General features: G+C 35.8%; 13 protein-coding genes. 4 read left to right on the forward strand and 9 right to left on the reverse strand.

The features are described 5' to 3' along the window. Positions 1 to 463: 463 nt before the first annotated feature. Positions 464 to 1,285 carry an aldo/keto reductase gene (locus HGC4_RS00345; RefSeq protein ID WP_050708128.1) on the forward strand — a complete coding sequence of 274 codons (822 nt, stop codon included), beginning with the start codon at positions 464 to 466 and terminating at the stop codon, positions 1,283 to 1,285. Between the two features lie 104 nt (positions 1,286 to 1,389). Here HGC4_RS00345 and ahpF read toward each other — a convergent pair whose 3' ends face one another. The 9 genes from ahpF to HGC4_RS00390 all read right to left on the reverse strand — a co-directional run bounded on the left by ahpF (position 1,390) and on the right by HGC4_RS00390 (position 12,773). Continuing rightward, positions 1,390 to 2,946, reverse strand: coding sequence for an alkyl hydroperoxide reductase subunit F (gene ahpF / locus HGC4_RS00350; protein WP_050708129.1), 1,557 nt, complete (start codon positions 2,944 to 2,946; stop codon positions 1,390 to 1,392). Between the two features lie 106 nt (positions 2,947 to 3,052). Then, positions 3,053 to 3,619, reverse strand: a complete 567-nt coding sequence (gene ahpC / locus HGC4_RS00355) for an alkyl hydroperoxide reductase subunit C (RefSeq protein ID WP_050708130.1) — start codon at positions 3,617 to 3,619, stop codon at positions 3,053 to 3,055. Positions 3,620 to 4,196: 577 nt separating this feature from the next. Further along, entirely contained in the window at positions 4,197 to 5,603 is a 1,407-nt protein-coding gene (locus HGC4_RS00360; protein ID WP_050708131.1) for a tetratricopeptide repeat protein, read from the reverse strand. Further along, positions 5,600 to 5,974: a hypothetical protein gene (locus HGC4_RS00365; RefSeq protein WP_157258040.1), complete on the reverse strand. Its 375-nt coding sequence runs from the start codon at positions 5,972 to 5,974 to the stop codon at positions 5,600 to 5,602. Before HGC4_RS00365 ends, HGC4_RS00360 begins: the two co-directional genes overlap by 4 nt. A gap of 221 nt (positions 5,975 to 6,195) precedes the next feature. Then, positions 6,196 to 6,618 (reverse strand): Fur family transcriptional regulator, encoded by a 423-nt coding sequence (locus HGC4_RS00370; protein ID WP_050708133.1) that lies wholly within the window; start codon positions 6,616 to 6,618, stop codon positions 6,196 to 6,198. A gap of 28 nt (positions 6,619 to 6,646) precedes the next feature. Then, positions 6,647 to 7,834 carry a TolC family protein gene (locus tag HGC4_RS00375; protein ID WP_050708171.1) on the reverse strand — a complete coding sequence of 396 codons (1,188 nt, stop codon included), beginning with the start codon at positions 7,832 to 7,834 and terminating at the stop codon, positions 6,647 to 6,649. Between the two features lie 74 nt (positions 7,835 to 7,908). After that, positions 7,909 to 11,001: an efflux RND transporter permease subunit gene (locus HGC4_RS00380; protein WP_050708134.1), complete on the reverse strand. Its 3,093-nt coding sequence runs from the start codon at positions 10,999 to 11,001 to the stop codon at positions 7,909 to 7,911. Between the two features lie 109 nt (positions 11,002 to 11,110). Continuing rightward, complete coding sequence (locus HGC4_RS00385; protein WP_050708135.1) at positions 11,111 to 12,241, reverse strand: efflux RND transporter periplasmic adaptor subunit; 1,131 nt, start codon at positions 12,239 to 12,241, stop codon at positions 11,111 to 11,113. Between the two features lie 91 nt (positions 12,242 to 12,332). Then, the gene (locus HGC4_RS00390; protein ID WP_050708136.1) at positions 12,333 to 12,773 is read right to left on the reverse strand and encodes a DUF6769 family protein; all 441 of its coding nucleotides are present in this window, start codon (positions 12,771 to 12,773) and stop codon (positions 12,333 to 12,335) included. A gap of 333 nt (positions 12,774 to 13,106) precedes the next feature. Between HGC4_RS00390 and lgt the strand changes: the two genes are divergently transcribed. The 3 genes from lgt to dgt all read left to right on the forward strand — a co-directional run bounded on the left by lgt (position 13,107) and on the right by dgt (position 16,788). Continuing rightward, positions 13,107 to 13,958, forward strand: coding sequence for a prolipoprotein diacylglyceryl transferase (lgt, locus tag HGC4_RS00395; RefSeq protein ID WP_050708137.1), 852 nt, complete (start codon positions 13,107 to 13,109; stop codon positions 13,956 to 13,958). A 15-nt stretch (positions 13,959 to 13,973) separates the two neighbouring features. Further along, positions 13,974 to 15,176 (forward strand): FprA family A-type flavoprotein, encoded by a 1,203-nt coding sequence (locus HGC4_RS00400; protein WP_050708138.1) that lies wholly within the window; start codon positions 13,974 to 13,976, stop codon positions 15,174 to 15,176. A gap of 283 nt (positions 15,177 to 15,459) precedes the next feature. Continuing rightward, a complete protein-coding gene (gene dgt / locus HGC4_RS00405) occupies positions 15,460 to 16,788 on the forward strand; it encodes a dGTP triphosphohydrolase (RefSeq protein WP_050708139.1) in 1,329 nt (442 codons plus the stop codon). Positions 16,789 to 16,794: the final 6 nt, after the last annotated feature.

Genomic DNA, 16,794 nt, shown 5'->3' on the forward strand with positions numbered 1-16,794 from the left:
AATAAAATAGAGTTACCCACCAAATTTTCGGCGATAAAATTCTGTGCATTACTAAAGAATTGTTGAGATAGATTTAACATAAAGGCAATAAGATCTAAAGTTAAGCTTACTCATATTACTCATTTTTCATTTTATCCGATGAGTCGTTCGAAATGAGTATTTGGTATCATCATTGCAAATATATACTCATCCTAATCCCTACCTATTATATATAATGAGATTAATCATTAAGGATTTGATCGTAATAACTTAGTCCAAATTTCGAGAAAACCCATACAATCGGCAGTACCAACCCATATGAAAGATTAATTGGAGAAAAGTCTAAAAAAGAGGAAATTATAAACTAAAGAAAACAATTATTGTTATATTTATAGATCTAAGCAGACTACAATAATATCTAAATATTAATTGCCGCCTCCACAACAACGAATAAATTGGTCTGAGACCTTAACAATAATATTATATGAAAGAATTTATATTAAACAATGGAGTAAGGATACCCGCCATAGGGCTTGGTGTCTTTAGAGTAAATGATGCAAACGTAGCATATGAGACAGTGAAATCGGCATTATCTGTTGGATATAGACATATAGATACTGCGATGATTTATGGCAATGAAGAAGAAGTAGGTAAAGCAATTAAAGACTCGGGAGTACCTCGCCAAGAAATATTCCTGACAACCAAACTTTGGAATGACGATCAGCGATCAGGCAAAGTAAAAGAAGCTCTTGATGCCAGCCTCGAAAAACTAGGCACAAACTATGTAGACTTATACCTCGTACATTGGCCTGTGAGGGGAACTTATGTAAGTGTTTGGAAAAAAATGGAGGAGATATACAGAGCAGGGAAAGTGAAAGCGATAGGTGTAAGTAATTATCACTCTCATCATCTGGATGATCTATTACAACAGGCTGAAATAGTCCCGGCAGTAAATCAGATTGAGTGCTATCCTTACCTTATCCAAGAATCTCTTATTAACTATTGCAAAGAAAAGGGCATATACCCCGAAGCATGGGGACCATTAGGTGCAGGGCAATCGGATGTATTGAGTAACCCCGTGGTTCTTGAAATAGCCAAGAAGCATAATAAAAGTGCCGCACAAATAGTACTTCGCTGGAATCTGGAACGTGGAGTAATTGTGATTCCAAAATCAGTGCATAAAGAAAGACAAATTGAAAATCTGAATATCAACGATTTTCAACTGACAGATACTGAAGTTAAACAGATAAGCTCTTTACACAAAGGCTTGCGCTTAGGGTCAGATCCTGACAACTTTAATTTCTAAGGTCGCAGATCCTTTTATTGCTTTGGTAAATATAATAACCAAAGAGCATAATATAAAAAAAAGGCTACCCAATATGGGCAGCCTTTTCTATTCTTATTATATATTTAAGAGAGTACACCTCTGATACGATCTTCGAAAGCCGAAAGGGAAGCCTTTGCACCTTCACCCATAGCTATAATAATTTGTTTGTAAGGAACGGTAGTTACGTCTCCCGCAGCATAAATACCCGGAACATCCGTACGACAATGGCTATCTACTTCTATTTCGCCGAAACGATTCGTACTTACCACGCCTTTGAATACCGAACTGTTAGCAGCCAATCCTATCTGAACAAAGATACCATCCAGATCAACAACACGCTCTTGTTCTGTCTTACGATCTTTTACACGGATGCCTGTAACCTTATCACCATTTCCAACTACTTCCGTAGTTTGAGAACTTAGAATAATCTCTACATTAGGCAAACTTCTTACTTTTTCTTGTAGCACTTTATCAGCCTTCAGCTCATCTAAAAATTCGAAAACAGTTACTTTCGAGCAGATACCTGCTAAGTCAATAGCAGCTTCAATACCTGAGTTTCCACCGCCTACTACCGCTGCATGCTTTCCTTTGTAGAAAGGACCATCGCAGTGAGGACAAAAAGCAACACCTCTTCCGATATATTCAGATTCACCAGCAACATTAAGTTTACGCCAGCTTGCACCTGTTGCAATAATCAAAGCAGGAGTTATCAACTTCTCTCCTACATTGGTATATACAACCTTATGACCTTCTTCTACCTCTACATTTTCGACTAAGCGATGCTCTAATACATCAATAGCATAGTCTTTTATATGTAGTTTCAAATTATTGGCAAGTTCTTCTCCTGTGGTTTTAGGAACAGAAACCATATTCTCAATACCCACAGTTTCTTTAACTTGTCCGCCAATACGCTCAGCCAATAATGCTACACTTAAGCCTTTACGTGCCGAATATATTGCTGCGGCTGCACCGGCAGGACCTCCACCAACTACAACTACATCGTAATTCTTAGAAGTACCGGTTTCGATCTTCTGATCGTCGCTACCATATTGATTTTCGAGTTTCGATAACAATTCTCCAAAATCGCCTCTTCCTACATGAAGCAACTTACCATCTGCAAATACAGCAGGAACTCCTTGTAATTTTAATGCATCAACTTCTTCCTGATTCAATGCACCATCAACCATTTCGTGAGAAATCTCAGGATTTAGGATAGCCATTGCATTCAGAGCCTGAACAATATCAGGGCAATTGGTACATGTTAAAGATACATAAGTAGTCAAATTAATAGGTCCTTTCAAAGCCTTCACTCTACCTACAATGAAATCATCTGGAATATTCTTTCCCTTACCATCGCTGTTCAGTATAGCCAATAGTAATGAGGTAAACTCATGTCCATTAGGAATGCCACGAAATTTAACACCTGTTTTTTCGCCATCTTTGAGGAGCGAAAATTCAAGTCCATTTCCTTCATTCACTTCACAAGATAATTTATCTGAGCAAGAAGCTACATCCGATAACATTTCGAGTAATTCGTTGCGGCTTTCATGTTGATTAGACACTGCTATATCAAATGTATATTGAGCCTTAAGCTCTGCAAATACAGTACGTAATTGTTCTTTTAAAGAGGAATCTAACATATTTAAATTTTTATTTTCAGTTTAATGGTCTTCGACCTAATAGTTATTTAAGCGGATGATATCTGAAAAATTAAGACCGGCAATTGCCGGTCTCAGTATTCCTTAATTAGATCTTACCAACCAAGTCAATACTAGGTTTTAAAGTCTCATCGCCTTTTTTCCATTTAGCTGGACAAACTTCACCATCGTGAGTAGCTACAAACTGAGCAGCCTCAATTTTACGTAGCAATTCGTCAGCATTACGTCCGATACCATTGTCATGAATTTCAGCAATTTTGATTTGTCCTTCTGGATTCACCAAGAAAGTTCCTCTGTATGCCATTCCTTCTGATTCGATCATTACACCAAATGCACGACTCAACAATCCTGTTGGATCGGCTAACATTGGGTATTTGATTTTACGGATAGTTTCAGAAGCATCATGCCATGCTTTGTGTACAAAATGAGAATCTGTACTTACAGAATACACCTCAACACCCATTGCTTGCAGTTGATCGTATTTATCTGCGATGTCTACTAATTCAGTAGGACAAACAAATGTAAAATCGGCTGGGTAGAAAAAGAAAACAGCCCATTTTCCTTTTACGTCGTCGCTGCTAACTGTTTTGAAAGCTCCATTGTGATAAGCTTGTACTTTGAACTCTGGTGATTGAGAATTGATAATTGGTTCCATATTTTTTATTATTAAGTTGATAAATTTCGTTTATGATGATGCAAAGATATATAGTTTTTATTTATAAACAAACTATCCTTTATAGAAAATACCTATATCGACTATATCCTCTAAAATTCGAAATCTGATACTTAACAATGCTAAATATTAACAAAAACAATAAGTTACAAAACATTCATTAAGGTTGCAAAGCAAACATCAATAGAGAGACTTCTGTCAACTACAAAATCCACTAAAGAATCTAACAATCAATACAAAACAATCTTAAAAATCATCAATCTAAAAAAAAGACATTTTTTTTAACTAATATTTCATTTTTTACTTTTTGAGAGTCATTAGAAAACACTTTTTCTCTATCGTATCATTATTGACAAATAAATATCATCTATTAGCTAAGCCAAACTAAATATATTATGAGAATAAAAAATTATATCTGTCATATCTTATAAACAAAGAAAGCTCATTCTCAAAATGGATTTTCATTCAATCAATTTAGATATTTAAAACAATAAAGGCTCGAGAATGGAATTTTCTCGAACCTTTATTATATATCTAATACTTTCACTCTATGCAGGGACTATTCATCCTCATCGTCTTCCTCATCCGCCAGCATAGATGCTATCTCTGCTTCTTTAGCTTTAGACTCAATCCTCATAGAGATTAACTGACTCTTTATATTATCATATTTTTGTGCTTGCAATTCTATTTCCTTTTTATCCTTCTTATGTAATTTAAAGAGAAATGCTGATAAAATTAATATTGAAATAAAAACAACACCACCAACTATTAACCAGAAGCAAACTTGAGCTTTATACTGATCTATCTGCTGCCTTTTTAAAGTTAAGTGGAAATTTTTATCAGCACCGAGTAAGGCTGCAACTTCAGTATCTTCTTTTATCTGTTGCGTGACTTCTTTTTCTAAATCCCTATAATGTAAAGCTTCTTTATAATCCCCTATTTGTTGGTAATAATCGGCAAGAGCTGCATATATCTCTTTAATTGTATGAATATAGTTTACCTCAGGTAAACTTGCAGTAACTAAGTCAGCATATTTTTTCGCTGATTTAGAGTCTTGTTTTTTATTATTGCTTTTCAACAATACTAGATGCATTTTTCTAGATTCCACTTCATTCGTAATATTCATAGCCAATGCAGACTCGAGATACTCAATCGCTTTATCATAATCTTTAAGACCATAACAAACAATTCCTAAGTTCTGTAAAGAAAAGCTCTGATATTCCTCATTATTTATTTCAATTGACTTATCTAAGGCTTTATTGAAATAAAAATAGGCACTATCAAATTTATTACAATCTTCATATGATCTTCCTATATTAGTTAATGTTTTTAATTTTCTTTGATCTATATTCTCTACTCTATCATAATAAAACAAGGCCTTTTTATAATTGACTATAGCACTATCTAAAATTTCCTGTTCAAAATAAATATATCCGATATTATTGAAACTTCTACCAGCCAAAAGATAATTGTTTGATTTGTCAGCAGCATAAGCCCCATGCATAAAAGCTTCCAATGACTTTGGTAATTTATTATTTTCATAATATACCCATCCTCCATAATAACTTGCTAATGCTAAATTTGGAAAATCACCCTTTTTACTAAAATAATTTTGAGCCTCGAAGATTATAGTGTCTGTAGTTATATCAGCTTCTGTTTCCTTTTTTGCTCCCACATAAGTTACTATATATTTCATGTAAGCATCTTTTTCAAGATTCTTTGGATTTTCAATAGAATCAACTAATCTAAGTGCCTGATCAGGATTAGTCTCCAATATAGCTTGAGCTTTATTTAATAGTTCTGTGGAATGGTTATTTTCTTTACAAGAAAATAATATAATAGTAGTAATTAGAAGCAGTATAAAGTTTGATGTTACTCTCATAGGTGAATTTCTTAAAACCTTTGAAAAAATAAAAAACAGTTTCAATAAATAATCTTTTGAAACTGTTGTATGCTTTCTTGTCATTTTATAATAAAACTATCATGTTCAATAATTTCCCCATCCTTACCAACAATATCAATATAATAGATATCAGAAGGCAAACTAGAAATATCTATAGACGTATTTTCGTCCAAAGAAGTATCTACTTCTTTATAAAAAACTACTTCTTCATTTGTATTGGTTATGTTCACACTTACTTGACCTAAATCTCCATTCAAATCAAGTAATTGAAGTCCAGATCTACTAGATGTAGATTCTACGGAGTTATCCATACCGCCACCTCCAGTAGTACCTATACCCATTTCGTCCTTTTCACAGGAAGTAAATAATAAAGCAATACAGCTAATGATAATCAATAAGCTTGTAATTTTCATAGTATTTCTATTCTTAATCATGCCGAAAAAATTTAAACTGATAGACTCTAATAATAACCTATATTACAGAGTTTTTTATACCCTATACGGGATTTTTCCGTAAAATAAGTTGAAAAATATCAAGTAGCACAGACCATATATTCATTTAATATTTTTAGAAGAAAGAATTATAAAAAAGTTATAAAAAAAAGGAAGATACTCAAATTTGAGTATCTTCCTTCCAGTAAAAGAACTGATTATAGTTATTCTTTAATCTTCGAACACTTATCACATAAACCTTTCAATACAAAATTTACACTTTCCAACAGAAAGCCCTGCGGTAACTGAACTTTAGGTATAGAAATATTTTCCATACAAAAAGTCTTTTTACAGTTATGGCAGTTGAAATGAACATGCAAATCCTGAATGGAACAGTTACAATCGGAGCTACAAACCGAGTACTTAACCGACCCTGAGCCATCGTCAATACTATGGATCAGCAACTTCTCATGAAATAATGATATGGTTCTAAAAAGGGTCGACTTATCTACGGTATCAAGACTTATTTCAAGATCCGACAAACTAAATGCCTGAGGATATTCCAGCATTGCCTTAAAGATCAATAATCTTACGGCAGTAGGTTTTACTCCTCTTTCCTCTAATCGGGCAACATATTCTGTACTCATTATATAACTCTTTTATATGTTCTCAAAGTTAGCTATCCCATTGTTGAAGTTCGGACAAAGCTAGCTGATAATCTCGCTCCCTCTCCAAATATTCATCTATTGTATCATAATAGATCGACAATTCTAACAAATAATCAATCAAAGATAATTGACCTTTATCAAAAGCTTTCTTCAACAAGCTCTTATTATTAGATACATTTAATACTTCTTCATAATCGCGAAGCAAACCCGACAAAGTACTGGCTCTACTATATTGATTCTTTAGATTATTATAAAATTGAAGCTCCGAGTCTTTGTGTTGTACCTGCAAAGCTAAAGTTTGGGCTTTTTGGTGTTTTACCGTATTTTTACCCTCCCATAACGGAATAGATATTCCAAGAGTGACCCCTTGATGGGTAGCACCTAAAAGACGCTCACTCATATATCCTGCCGATATTTTAGGTAGATTTAAAGCTTTGGTTAGTTTCTCCTGCTTACGGCTCACATCAACTTCTTTTTCGGCTAATTCAAGAGCCGGATTATTCACCTTAGCCATAGTAAACCACTGATCGAAACTTAGCGGCAGCACATAATTAGAATAAGTATCCAAGACATCCATCAGAGGCTCGCCTCCATTCATCCGCTGCAATTCAGCCCGAAGAGTCGCAATTTCCACCTCACAGATTTGCAAAGCTTTCTCTTCATTCAGCAAATTCAACTTAGTCTTGTTGTATTCGATAATATTAATATCGCCCTTATCGAAACGTATTTGATAGGCTTCTCTCAATTCTCTTGCGAACTTTACCCGTTCTATCAATTCTTCATAAACCTTTGTTTGATATACAAGCTCTACACAAAAAGCTCTGGCTTCTTGCAAAATCTCTTTAGCTTGTTGCCTATACGCTAAATCGGCTTGCGTATTCTGTCCCGCAACCACCTGCGATCTGTAACGATAAGCTGTGGGAAAGTCAAAAGATTGGGTTATACTCAAATCTTTTCGATTACCTTCACCCGTAGGACTACCCCACAAATAACCTACACCCACTTCGGGATTCTCCAGATTAAGAGCAGTTTTATTACTTATCTTATCCGCTTTAGTCTGTTCTTGCAGTGCTTTTAGAGTTGTATTATTAGACTCTATATTTCTCAACACCTGCTGAAAGCTATCCTGAGCATTTACTCCCCAAGAGAGCATCAATGCATAGATAAGTAGAATATATTTATTGTTGTATTTCATAATTACCATTACTTTTTGTTATTACACTCATCAATGAAATAAAAAGGAATATGACCTTAATTAGCTTCATAGTATTACTTCTTTTTATTCAATGCCCGTTGCTGCATCATTCTGTAAATGATAGGAATGATATACATATTCAACAGTGTAGACGTTAGCAAACCTCCTAAAATAACTTTAGCCATTGGGCTCTGAATTTCATTACCAGGCAAATCTCCTTGTACGGCAAGAGGTATAAGAGCCAATCCCGAACAAAGGGCAGTCATTAAGATAGGATTTAATCTATCTAGCGATCCATGAATAATACTATTCTCGATAGTTTCTCCCCTATTGTGCAAATCATTGTAGTGAGCCATTAACAATATACCGTTTCGGGTGGCAATTCCAAAGAGTGCAATAAACCCGATAATAGCCGGAATACTTATTTCGCCCGTAGTAAACAAGATAACGTATATACCTCCGATAAGAGACAATGGCAGATTGAGAAGTACAATAATAGATTGAGATACATTCTTAAACTGATTGTATAACAATAAGAATATGACAAGAATGGCAAAGAAAGAAGTTATCATCAAAGTTTCTGATGCTGCCTGCTCGCTTTCAAACTGACCTCCATACTCTACATGATAGCCTTCAGGAAACTGAATATTAGTACCTATTGTTTCCTGTATCTCATTTACTACACTTCGCAAATCGCGATCTGTAACATTAGCCGACACAACAATCTTACGTTCTACATTCTCTCTACTAATAGTATTAGGTCCCATAGATGAGCGTATGTCTGCTACATATTCCAGCGGTATTTTTGTTCCGTCAGCATCAATCATCAGGTTCTTTATTTTTTCAGCCTGATCTTTGTAATCATCATTTACTTTAACTGTAAGATCAAACGTTTTTCCATTCTCATACACTTGCGAAACAACTTCGCCCGACAACATGGTTGTAATGATTTCCGAAAATTCGGGTAATGTAATACCGTATTTAGCTAATACTTCTCTTCTAGGGGTTATCCTCAATTCGGGTCGTTCCACTTGTTGTTCAACATTCAGATCGGCAATACCATCTATATTTTGAATAGCATCGCGTATTTCGCTGGCTGTTTTATAAAGCTGATTCAGATCATCCCCGAAAAGCTTTATCGCAATATTTGCCTTAGTACCCGAAAGCATATGATCGAGACGGTGAGAAATAGGCTGACCTACTTCAACTGCAATACCCGGAATGGCATTCAACTTCTCGCGCACCTCAGCCAAAAGCTCATCTTTTGAACGATCACCCAGAATAAATGGAGCTTCTATCTCCGATGTATTTACTCCCAAAGAATGCTCATCGAGCTCTGCCCTACCTGTTTTTCGACCCACGGTCTGTATTTCCTTAATGCCTAAGAGTGCCTCTTCGGCTTGTCGCCCTATTTTATCCGACTCATCTAACGAAATTCCCGGTAAAGCATTTATATTGATAGTAAAAGACCCTTCATTGAAAGGAGGAAGAAAATTCCGCCCAAGTGTAAAAAAGATTACAATTGCCGAGATTAACAGCAGTCCTGTAATACCCAACACCTTTTTCTGATGATCTAGAGCCCAATGTAAACTCTTCTCGTACCAATATTTCAAAGTCAAAACCAAACGAGGTTCTTTTTCTTCTTTATCACCTTTGGTCTTGCCCAACAAGTAGCTGCAAAGAACCGGTGTTACTGTTAAAGCGACAACCGTAGACGCAAACAAAGCAACTATAAAGGCAATACCCAGCGGCATAAGCATACGACCTTCCATTCCGCTCAGAAAGAATAGAGGAACAAAACAAGCCACAATAATTAAAGTTGAATTAAGGATGGGCATACGCACCTCTTTAGAGGCTTCGAAAACGACTTCGAGTACGGGCAACTGCTCCTCTTTCGGCTTAGCCCTATTCTCTCGAAGATGCTTGAATACGTTTTCCACATCAATAATGGCATCATCTACTAATGAGCCGATAGCAATAGCCATTCCCCCTAAACTCATCGTATTGATAGTTAGCCCCATAAATTTAAGGGTTAATATAGATACTAATAAAGATAAAGGTATAGCTAGCAACGAGATCAACGTAGTACGTGTATTCATTAAAAAGAGAAAGAGTACAATTACCACGAAAATAGATCCTTCGTACAACGATTTTTCTACATTACCAATCGAATTTTGTATAAAACGTTCCTGACGGAAAATATCACTCGATATTTTAATATCTGATGGAAGATTCTTTTGAAGATCAATGATAGAAGCGTCCAATTTCTTGGTAAGCTCTATTGTATTTGTATTAGGCTGTTTTGTAATAGTGATCAATACTGCCGCTTTCCCTTTTTCGGAAGCCACACCCAGTCTAGGCTCTTTTCCTCCTATTTTTATATCTGCAATATCGCTAATAAGAATCACACCATCGCCTTGCTTCTTTATAACAGCTTTACCTAACTGATCTGTATTTTCACTCTGAAGAATACCTCTGACAATATACTCGTTACCATATTCGTATAGTATTCCTCCTGAAGCATTTCTGTTCATATCCTGAACCACAGCCATCACTTCATTTAATCCCACTCCGTAATGTTTCATACGTCCGGGATCAAGCAATATCTGAAATTCTTTTATATCTCCTCCTATTACCGTAACCTGCGCAACGCCTCCCGTAGATAACAATCGAGGACGTATTACCCAATCGGCTAGAGTCCGCAAATCCAATAACGAAGTAGTATCGGACGAAACACCAATAGTCATTACCTCTCCCATTATAGAAGATTGAGGTCCAAGAGTAGGTTGCCCTATATTATCGGGAAGCTCTCCAGCTATTGCAGCCAACTTTTCAGCCACCACTTGTCTAGCTTTATAAATGTCGGTTCCCCACTCAAACTCTGCCCATACCACAGAAAAGCCTGTTGTAGATGACGAGCGCACCCTTCTAACATCAGTTGCACCATTTATTCCGGCTTCAATAGCATAAGTAACAAGGCGTTCAACCTCTTCACTAGCCATACCATTGGCCTCGGTCATCACCACTACCGTGGGAGCATTAAGGTCTGGAAATACATCTATTTCCATATTTTTGGCTGTGTAAGTTCCTCCTATCAAGAGTAGAAAGGCAGCCACCAGAACCACAATCCGGTTGTTTAATGAGAAGTGTATTATTTTATTTAACATATCAATTCCTCTTAATGTAAGTATTCAAAATTAATTACTGCCATAAACAATAGTATAGCAGGCTTTGGAGTAATATTTACCAAAGCAATAACAAGGTTATACGACCCTCTTAATGAGTATGACCATGAGGAATTGATCCTGACGCAGCCGCAAGTTTTATATGGTATGCACCTTTGACTACCACTTTGTCTCCGGCTTTCAATCCTGATATAATTTCAATCTTCTTACCATCACTAACTCCTGTTTTCACCTCTTGTTTCCGATAATCATCAGTATTAACCTGTACATAAACGAAGAACAATCCTTGCGTTTCAACCAATGCTGATAGTGGTATTGAAATTACATCGGGACGTGATTTTCCCAGAAGAAATACTTCTACATAAGAACCTGCGATAATATTACCGACATTATTAAATTCAAAATTCACCGGAATATAAAAACCCTCACTTCCTACCGACTTACCATACGAAACCAATCGTCCTTCTAGTTCTGACAGTTCATAAATATGATTATCATAAGGTGTTCTGAAATTAGTAGATATAATAGTACCCAGCGATTTATAATAGCGCTCGGAAACGTCTGCCCGAAGTTGTAGTTTTCTATTTTGAGTAATTCTAAACAAAGGCTGTCCTACTTCTACATACTCTCCCTCATTTACTAATTTGGCTTTGATAAAACCACTAAGAGAAGATGATATTACAGCTCCACCACCTGCTCTATTTTTAGAATAAGATTGATAAGACACTTTTGCATTTTCGTAATTCAACTTAGCCTCATTATATTCTTTTTCCGAAATAAGCTTGTCTCCAATAAGAGATTGTGCACGCTGAAACTCTTTCTCCGCTATTGCATAGGCAGCATTAGCTCTCACTCCTGGGTCGCCATCGGGTAGATCTTGAGAAGATATAGAAAGTAATGACTCTCCCCTTTTTACAGAAAGACCTTCTGTAAGAGAATTTCTATCTAGAGTGACGATACCACTTGCCGTAGCCGATACTACAATTTCATCTCCAGGTGCCGAAAGAATCTGCCCACTGGTTTTAATAACTTCATGAAACTCTCCCGCTTCTACTGTAACAGTCTCCAAACCTATAGCTTTAGCCTGTTCGGTAGTAAAGACTACTTCATCTGTGTGATCGCCTTCTTCCGTTTTTACTTCATCATGCGAGTGATCGCCATGTCCTGAGCATCCCCATCCTAAAATTATAAGACTGAATACAAACAATATATTTTTTCTCATTTTGTTTCTTTTAATAAACAATTTATGCCCTACCAAAACACAAATCGGATGTGTTTAGTAATCTTGACTAATACGAATTAATTTACGTGGTTTATCCTAAAAAGGAAGACACAGGAGGGGCTCTTAAACTTTTCACAGAGCCAGTAAAAGGGGAAGTATAATTATCGAAATAAGGTATTTGAGTCCAATCAAGGGAAGAATATGGAAACTCTAAATGAAGATTAGTCAATGGATAAATCAGACAATACACAGTAAGCAGATCTATTGAATGTAAACTATTGGTATCATCATCAGAATCATACTGACGCATAACAATCTGTTTCAAATCGCATTTATCAAGAGTATCAGCACAATGGTCTTTCGCATGGTTATGGCTTTCAGAGGAAGAATGACATTTTAGGCATTCAGTATTTCCTTCTTTGGTTATACATACAATTCCATCGTGATGAAAATGAGGTAGAATAATGTGAACCTGTAAAAATATACAGGCGAGCATCAAACATATTTGTATTATAAATTTCTTCTTATTCATAATTTGTTCTACCACATCAGACTACAAAAGTAACAATTCTATCTTGCAACCTGGTTGCATTTACCATTTTAGTAGTATTATAACTTCAAAAATAATGCATTTTTTTAGAACAGCTTACACATATAACAGAAATCATTACAAAAGGTTTATCCGGGATAATCAATTAAAAGCCACTAAAAACCAAGTATTCGGACAAAATATTTTATGGTTTATTAGCTAGATAAATCTATTTTATTTTCTGTATATTTGCGTCTTTAATAGTAATATGCCCTCTTTATAACATAATATCATCTGTATATTTAATAAAGAAGTCTGTTCTAATAACATTTATTTATGCTTGCTTTTATCACATGGGATGTTAGTCCTGAATTAGTTAATATTTTTGGACGAGAAATCCGTTGGTACGGATTATGTTGGGCAATAGGAGTACTTTGTACGTCTTATGTGGTACAAAAAATGTATCAATCGGAAAAACTTCCCGAAAAGTGGTTCGATTCTCTCTTTGTGTATGTATTAATTGGTCTTATAATAGGTGCCCGACTTGGACATTGTCTATTCTATGACCCAGGATATTATCTATCTCATCCAATCGAAATTCTCAAGATTTGGGAAGGTGGTCTTGCTAGTCATGGTGGGGCAATAGGGATGACTATCGGTATCTGGCTTTTCTGCCGCAACGTCAGTAAAAAAAGTATTATATGGGCACTCGATCGCCTTATTGTAGGGGTTGCCATTGGAGCTGCTTTTATTCGCGTAGGAAATCTTATGAATTCCGAAATATACGGAGGCCCTACGACAATGCCTTGGGGATTCAATTTCGTAAGAGATAGAAGCTGGCACTTGCCTCTTGTAGATGGAGGAGCAGGAGAATTACCTTGCCACCCTACACAAATATATGAAGCTGTCATATATTTTGCGATATTTATTCTGACCATGTATATGTTTTACAAAACACGTGCTAAAGAGAAGCAAGGTCTTATATTAGGTATTTCGTTAATCGGAATTTTCTTATCTCGATTCTTTATCGAATACATGAAGAACGTACAAGAGCCTTTTGAAGTACAAATGAGAGCAAGTATAGGTATTAATATGGGACAATTACTAAGTATCCCATTCGTTATATGGGGTGTTTGGTTAGTATATAATGCCCTTAAAAACAAAGAACAAACTATCGATAAAAAATAATATATTATTTGTATTATGTTAAAACCTATTCAAATAAAGGAAGACTTATACTATATTGGCGTTAATGACAGAACAAAGGCTTTATTCGAAAATTTATGGCCTCTCCCTAAAGGAGTTTCGTATAATTCTTATTTAATTGTAGACCAAAAAACAGCACTATTCGACACTGTAGACATCTGTTATTCAGACATTTTTCTACAGAAATTAGAAACAGCACTAGACGGAAAGGAACTTGATTACCTAGTAATCAATCACATGGAACCCGATCATTCAGGATCGCTAAGATTACTTAAAACCAAATATCCAAACATTCAGATTGTCGGCAACAAAAGAACTGCCGATATGGTAAGCGGATTTTATGGTATTACTGACGGTGTATTAGTTATAGAAGACGGCGAACAATTGAGCTTAGGTAAACACAACTTAGTGTTTTATCTAACACCAATGGTACACTGGCCAGAAACTATGATGACTTATGAAACAACCGAGAAAATGATCTTCTCAGGAGACGCATTCGGCACATTCGGTACACTTGACGGTGGAATTACCGACAAACAATTACACCCAGAGCGTTACTATGATGAGATGGTACGTTATTATTCAAATGTGGTAGGTAAGTTTGGTTCTCCCGTTCAAAAAGCATTACAAAAACTAAGTCACCTCGAAATCAATTATATTTGCTCTACTCATGGTCCTATCTGGACTATTCCCGAGCAAATAAGTAAAGTTATTTCAATCTATGACAAACTAAGTAAATATGAAGGCGATGAAGGTGTAGTTATAGCCTACGGAAGTATGTACGGAAATACCGAGCAAATGGCTGAGACAATAGCTTTGGAATTGGCTCAACAAGGTATTAAAGAAATTATACTCCATAATACATCTAAACGCTCTCACTCATATATTATTCGTGATATATTTAAGTATAAAGGTCTTATAATAGGATCGCCTACTTATAACAATAAATTGTTTCCAGAGGTAGCCACTCTTCTTGCAAAAATAGAAGAAAGAGATATGAAAAACAGATATTTCAGCTATTTCGGTTCATATACATGGGCAGGTGCAGCACTTAAACGCATAGCACAGTTTGCTGAAAGTACCAACTTCGAGATAATAGGTACTCCCGTAGAAATGAAACAATCGATGAGCCTTCAAACTTATGATGCTTGTATAGCTTTAGGTAAAACTATGGCTGATAAACTAATTCTGGATAGATAAACAGGTTACAAACCTTTTTATTCTTTTCTCCATTAGATTAAAAGACGATTCATTCTTATAAACGAGAATAACTTCACAAACGAGACTATTATAATAGTCTCGTTTGTCTTTTATAGCTCAATAGATTGACTAAAAAATAATTTAATCCTATCTTTAGGTCTTAGACCTTTTTAGTGTTTAGGTTTAGGGGACAGCTTATCTATTTGCAGCAATTGAATGCATAGAGCAAGCCCTACCCCGTACAAATTAGAATATATCATTAAACGTTTTCATCTACTTAAATATGGAATGGCAAAAACTATTATCGTCTAAACGTTTTGGAATGGAAGAATTTCATGACGAAAGACAACATGATCGCTCCGATTTCCAAAGAGATTACGACCGCCTCATCTTTTCATCGCCTTTCAGAAGGCTTCAAAATAAAACTCAAGTATTTCCACTTCCAGGCAGTGTATTTGTACATAATAGATTAACGCACAGCTTAGAAGTATCTTCTGTGGGACGATCTATCAGTTTGATGGTGTCTAAGACGCTACGCACAAAATATCCGGATTCTCCAGCAGCTTTTGAAGAAATAGGATCAATTGTTGCTGCTGCCTGTTTGGCTCACGATTTGGGTAATCCTCCTTTCGGACATTCGGGAGAAAAAGCCATTGCCACTTATTTTTCAGAAGGTAAAGGACAACCACTTTATCACGATATAGTAAAAGGTGATGGACGATGGGAAGACTTTATTAATTTCGATGGAAATGCAAACTCAATTCGCCTACTAACCCACCAGTTTATAGGACGTAGAAAAGGAGGTTTTGCTATGACTTATTCCATGTTGGCTTCTATCATAAAATATCCCTTTTCATCAGAATTGGCACATGGTAAAGGTAAATTTGGATTCTTCCAAGCAGAGGAGGCTGACGTAACAAAAATAGCAGATGAACTAGGAATACCTAAATTGCAGGAACAGCCCCTTAGATTGGCTCGTTACCCTCTTGTTTATCTTGTAGAGGCTGCCGATGATATATGTTACAAGATTATGGACATTGAGGATGCTCATAAACTACATATTCTGACAACTGAAAGAACAATAGAACTTTTTATGAATTTCTTTCCTCCCGAAAGGCAAGAAAAAATGAGAAGAACGATGCTGCTTGTAAACGATGTAAATGAACAATTGGCTTATTTACGATCTAATGTTATAGGCTTGCTTGTAAATGAATGTGCTCAGGTATTCATAGACCACGAAGAAGAAATTCTTTGTGGAACTTTCAATGGAGCTTTAATCAAACATATTCCTAATCTTTCGAGAGAAGCATACAAAACGTGTACTGAATACAGTGTCAAATACATTTATAGAGCTAAAGATGTTCTGGACATAGAACTTGCAGGACATCGCATTATCGGATTACTATTAGATACATTGATGGATGCAATACGCGATCCGGACAAAGCATATTCTCAACTTTTATTAAGAAGGGTTCCCGAGCAGTATGAGGTACAATACCCGTCATTATACACGCGTGTATTGGCTATCTTGGATTATATTTCGGGAATGACCGATATTTATGCTTTAGATTTATACCGAAAGATAACAGGTATGAGTTTACCTGCCGTTTAAGGTCTC

Source organism: Dysgonomonas sp. HGC4, from assembly GCF_001261715.1.
GTDB lineage: Bacteria > Bacteroidota > Bacteroidia > Bacteroidales > Dysgonomonadaceae > Dysgonomonas_A.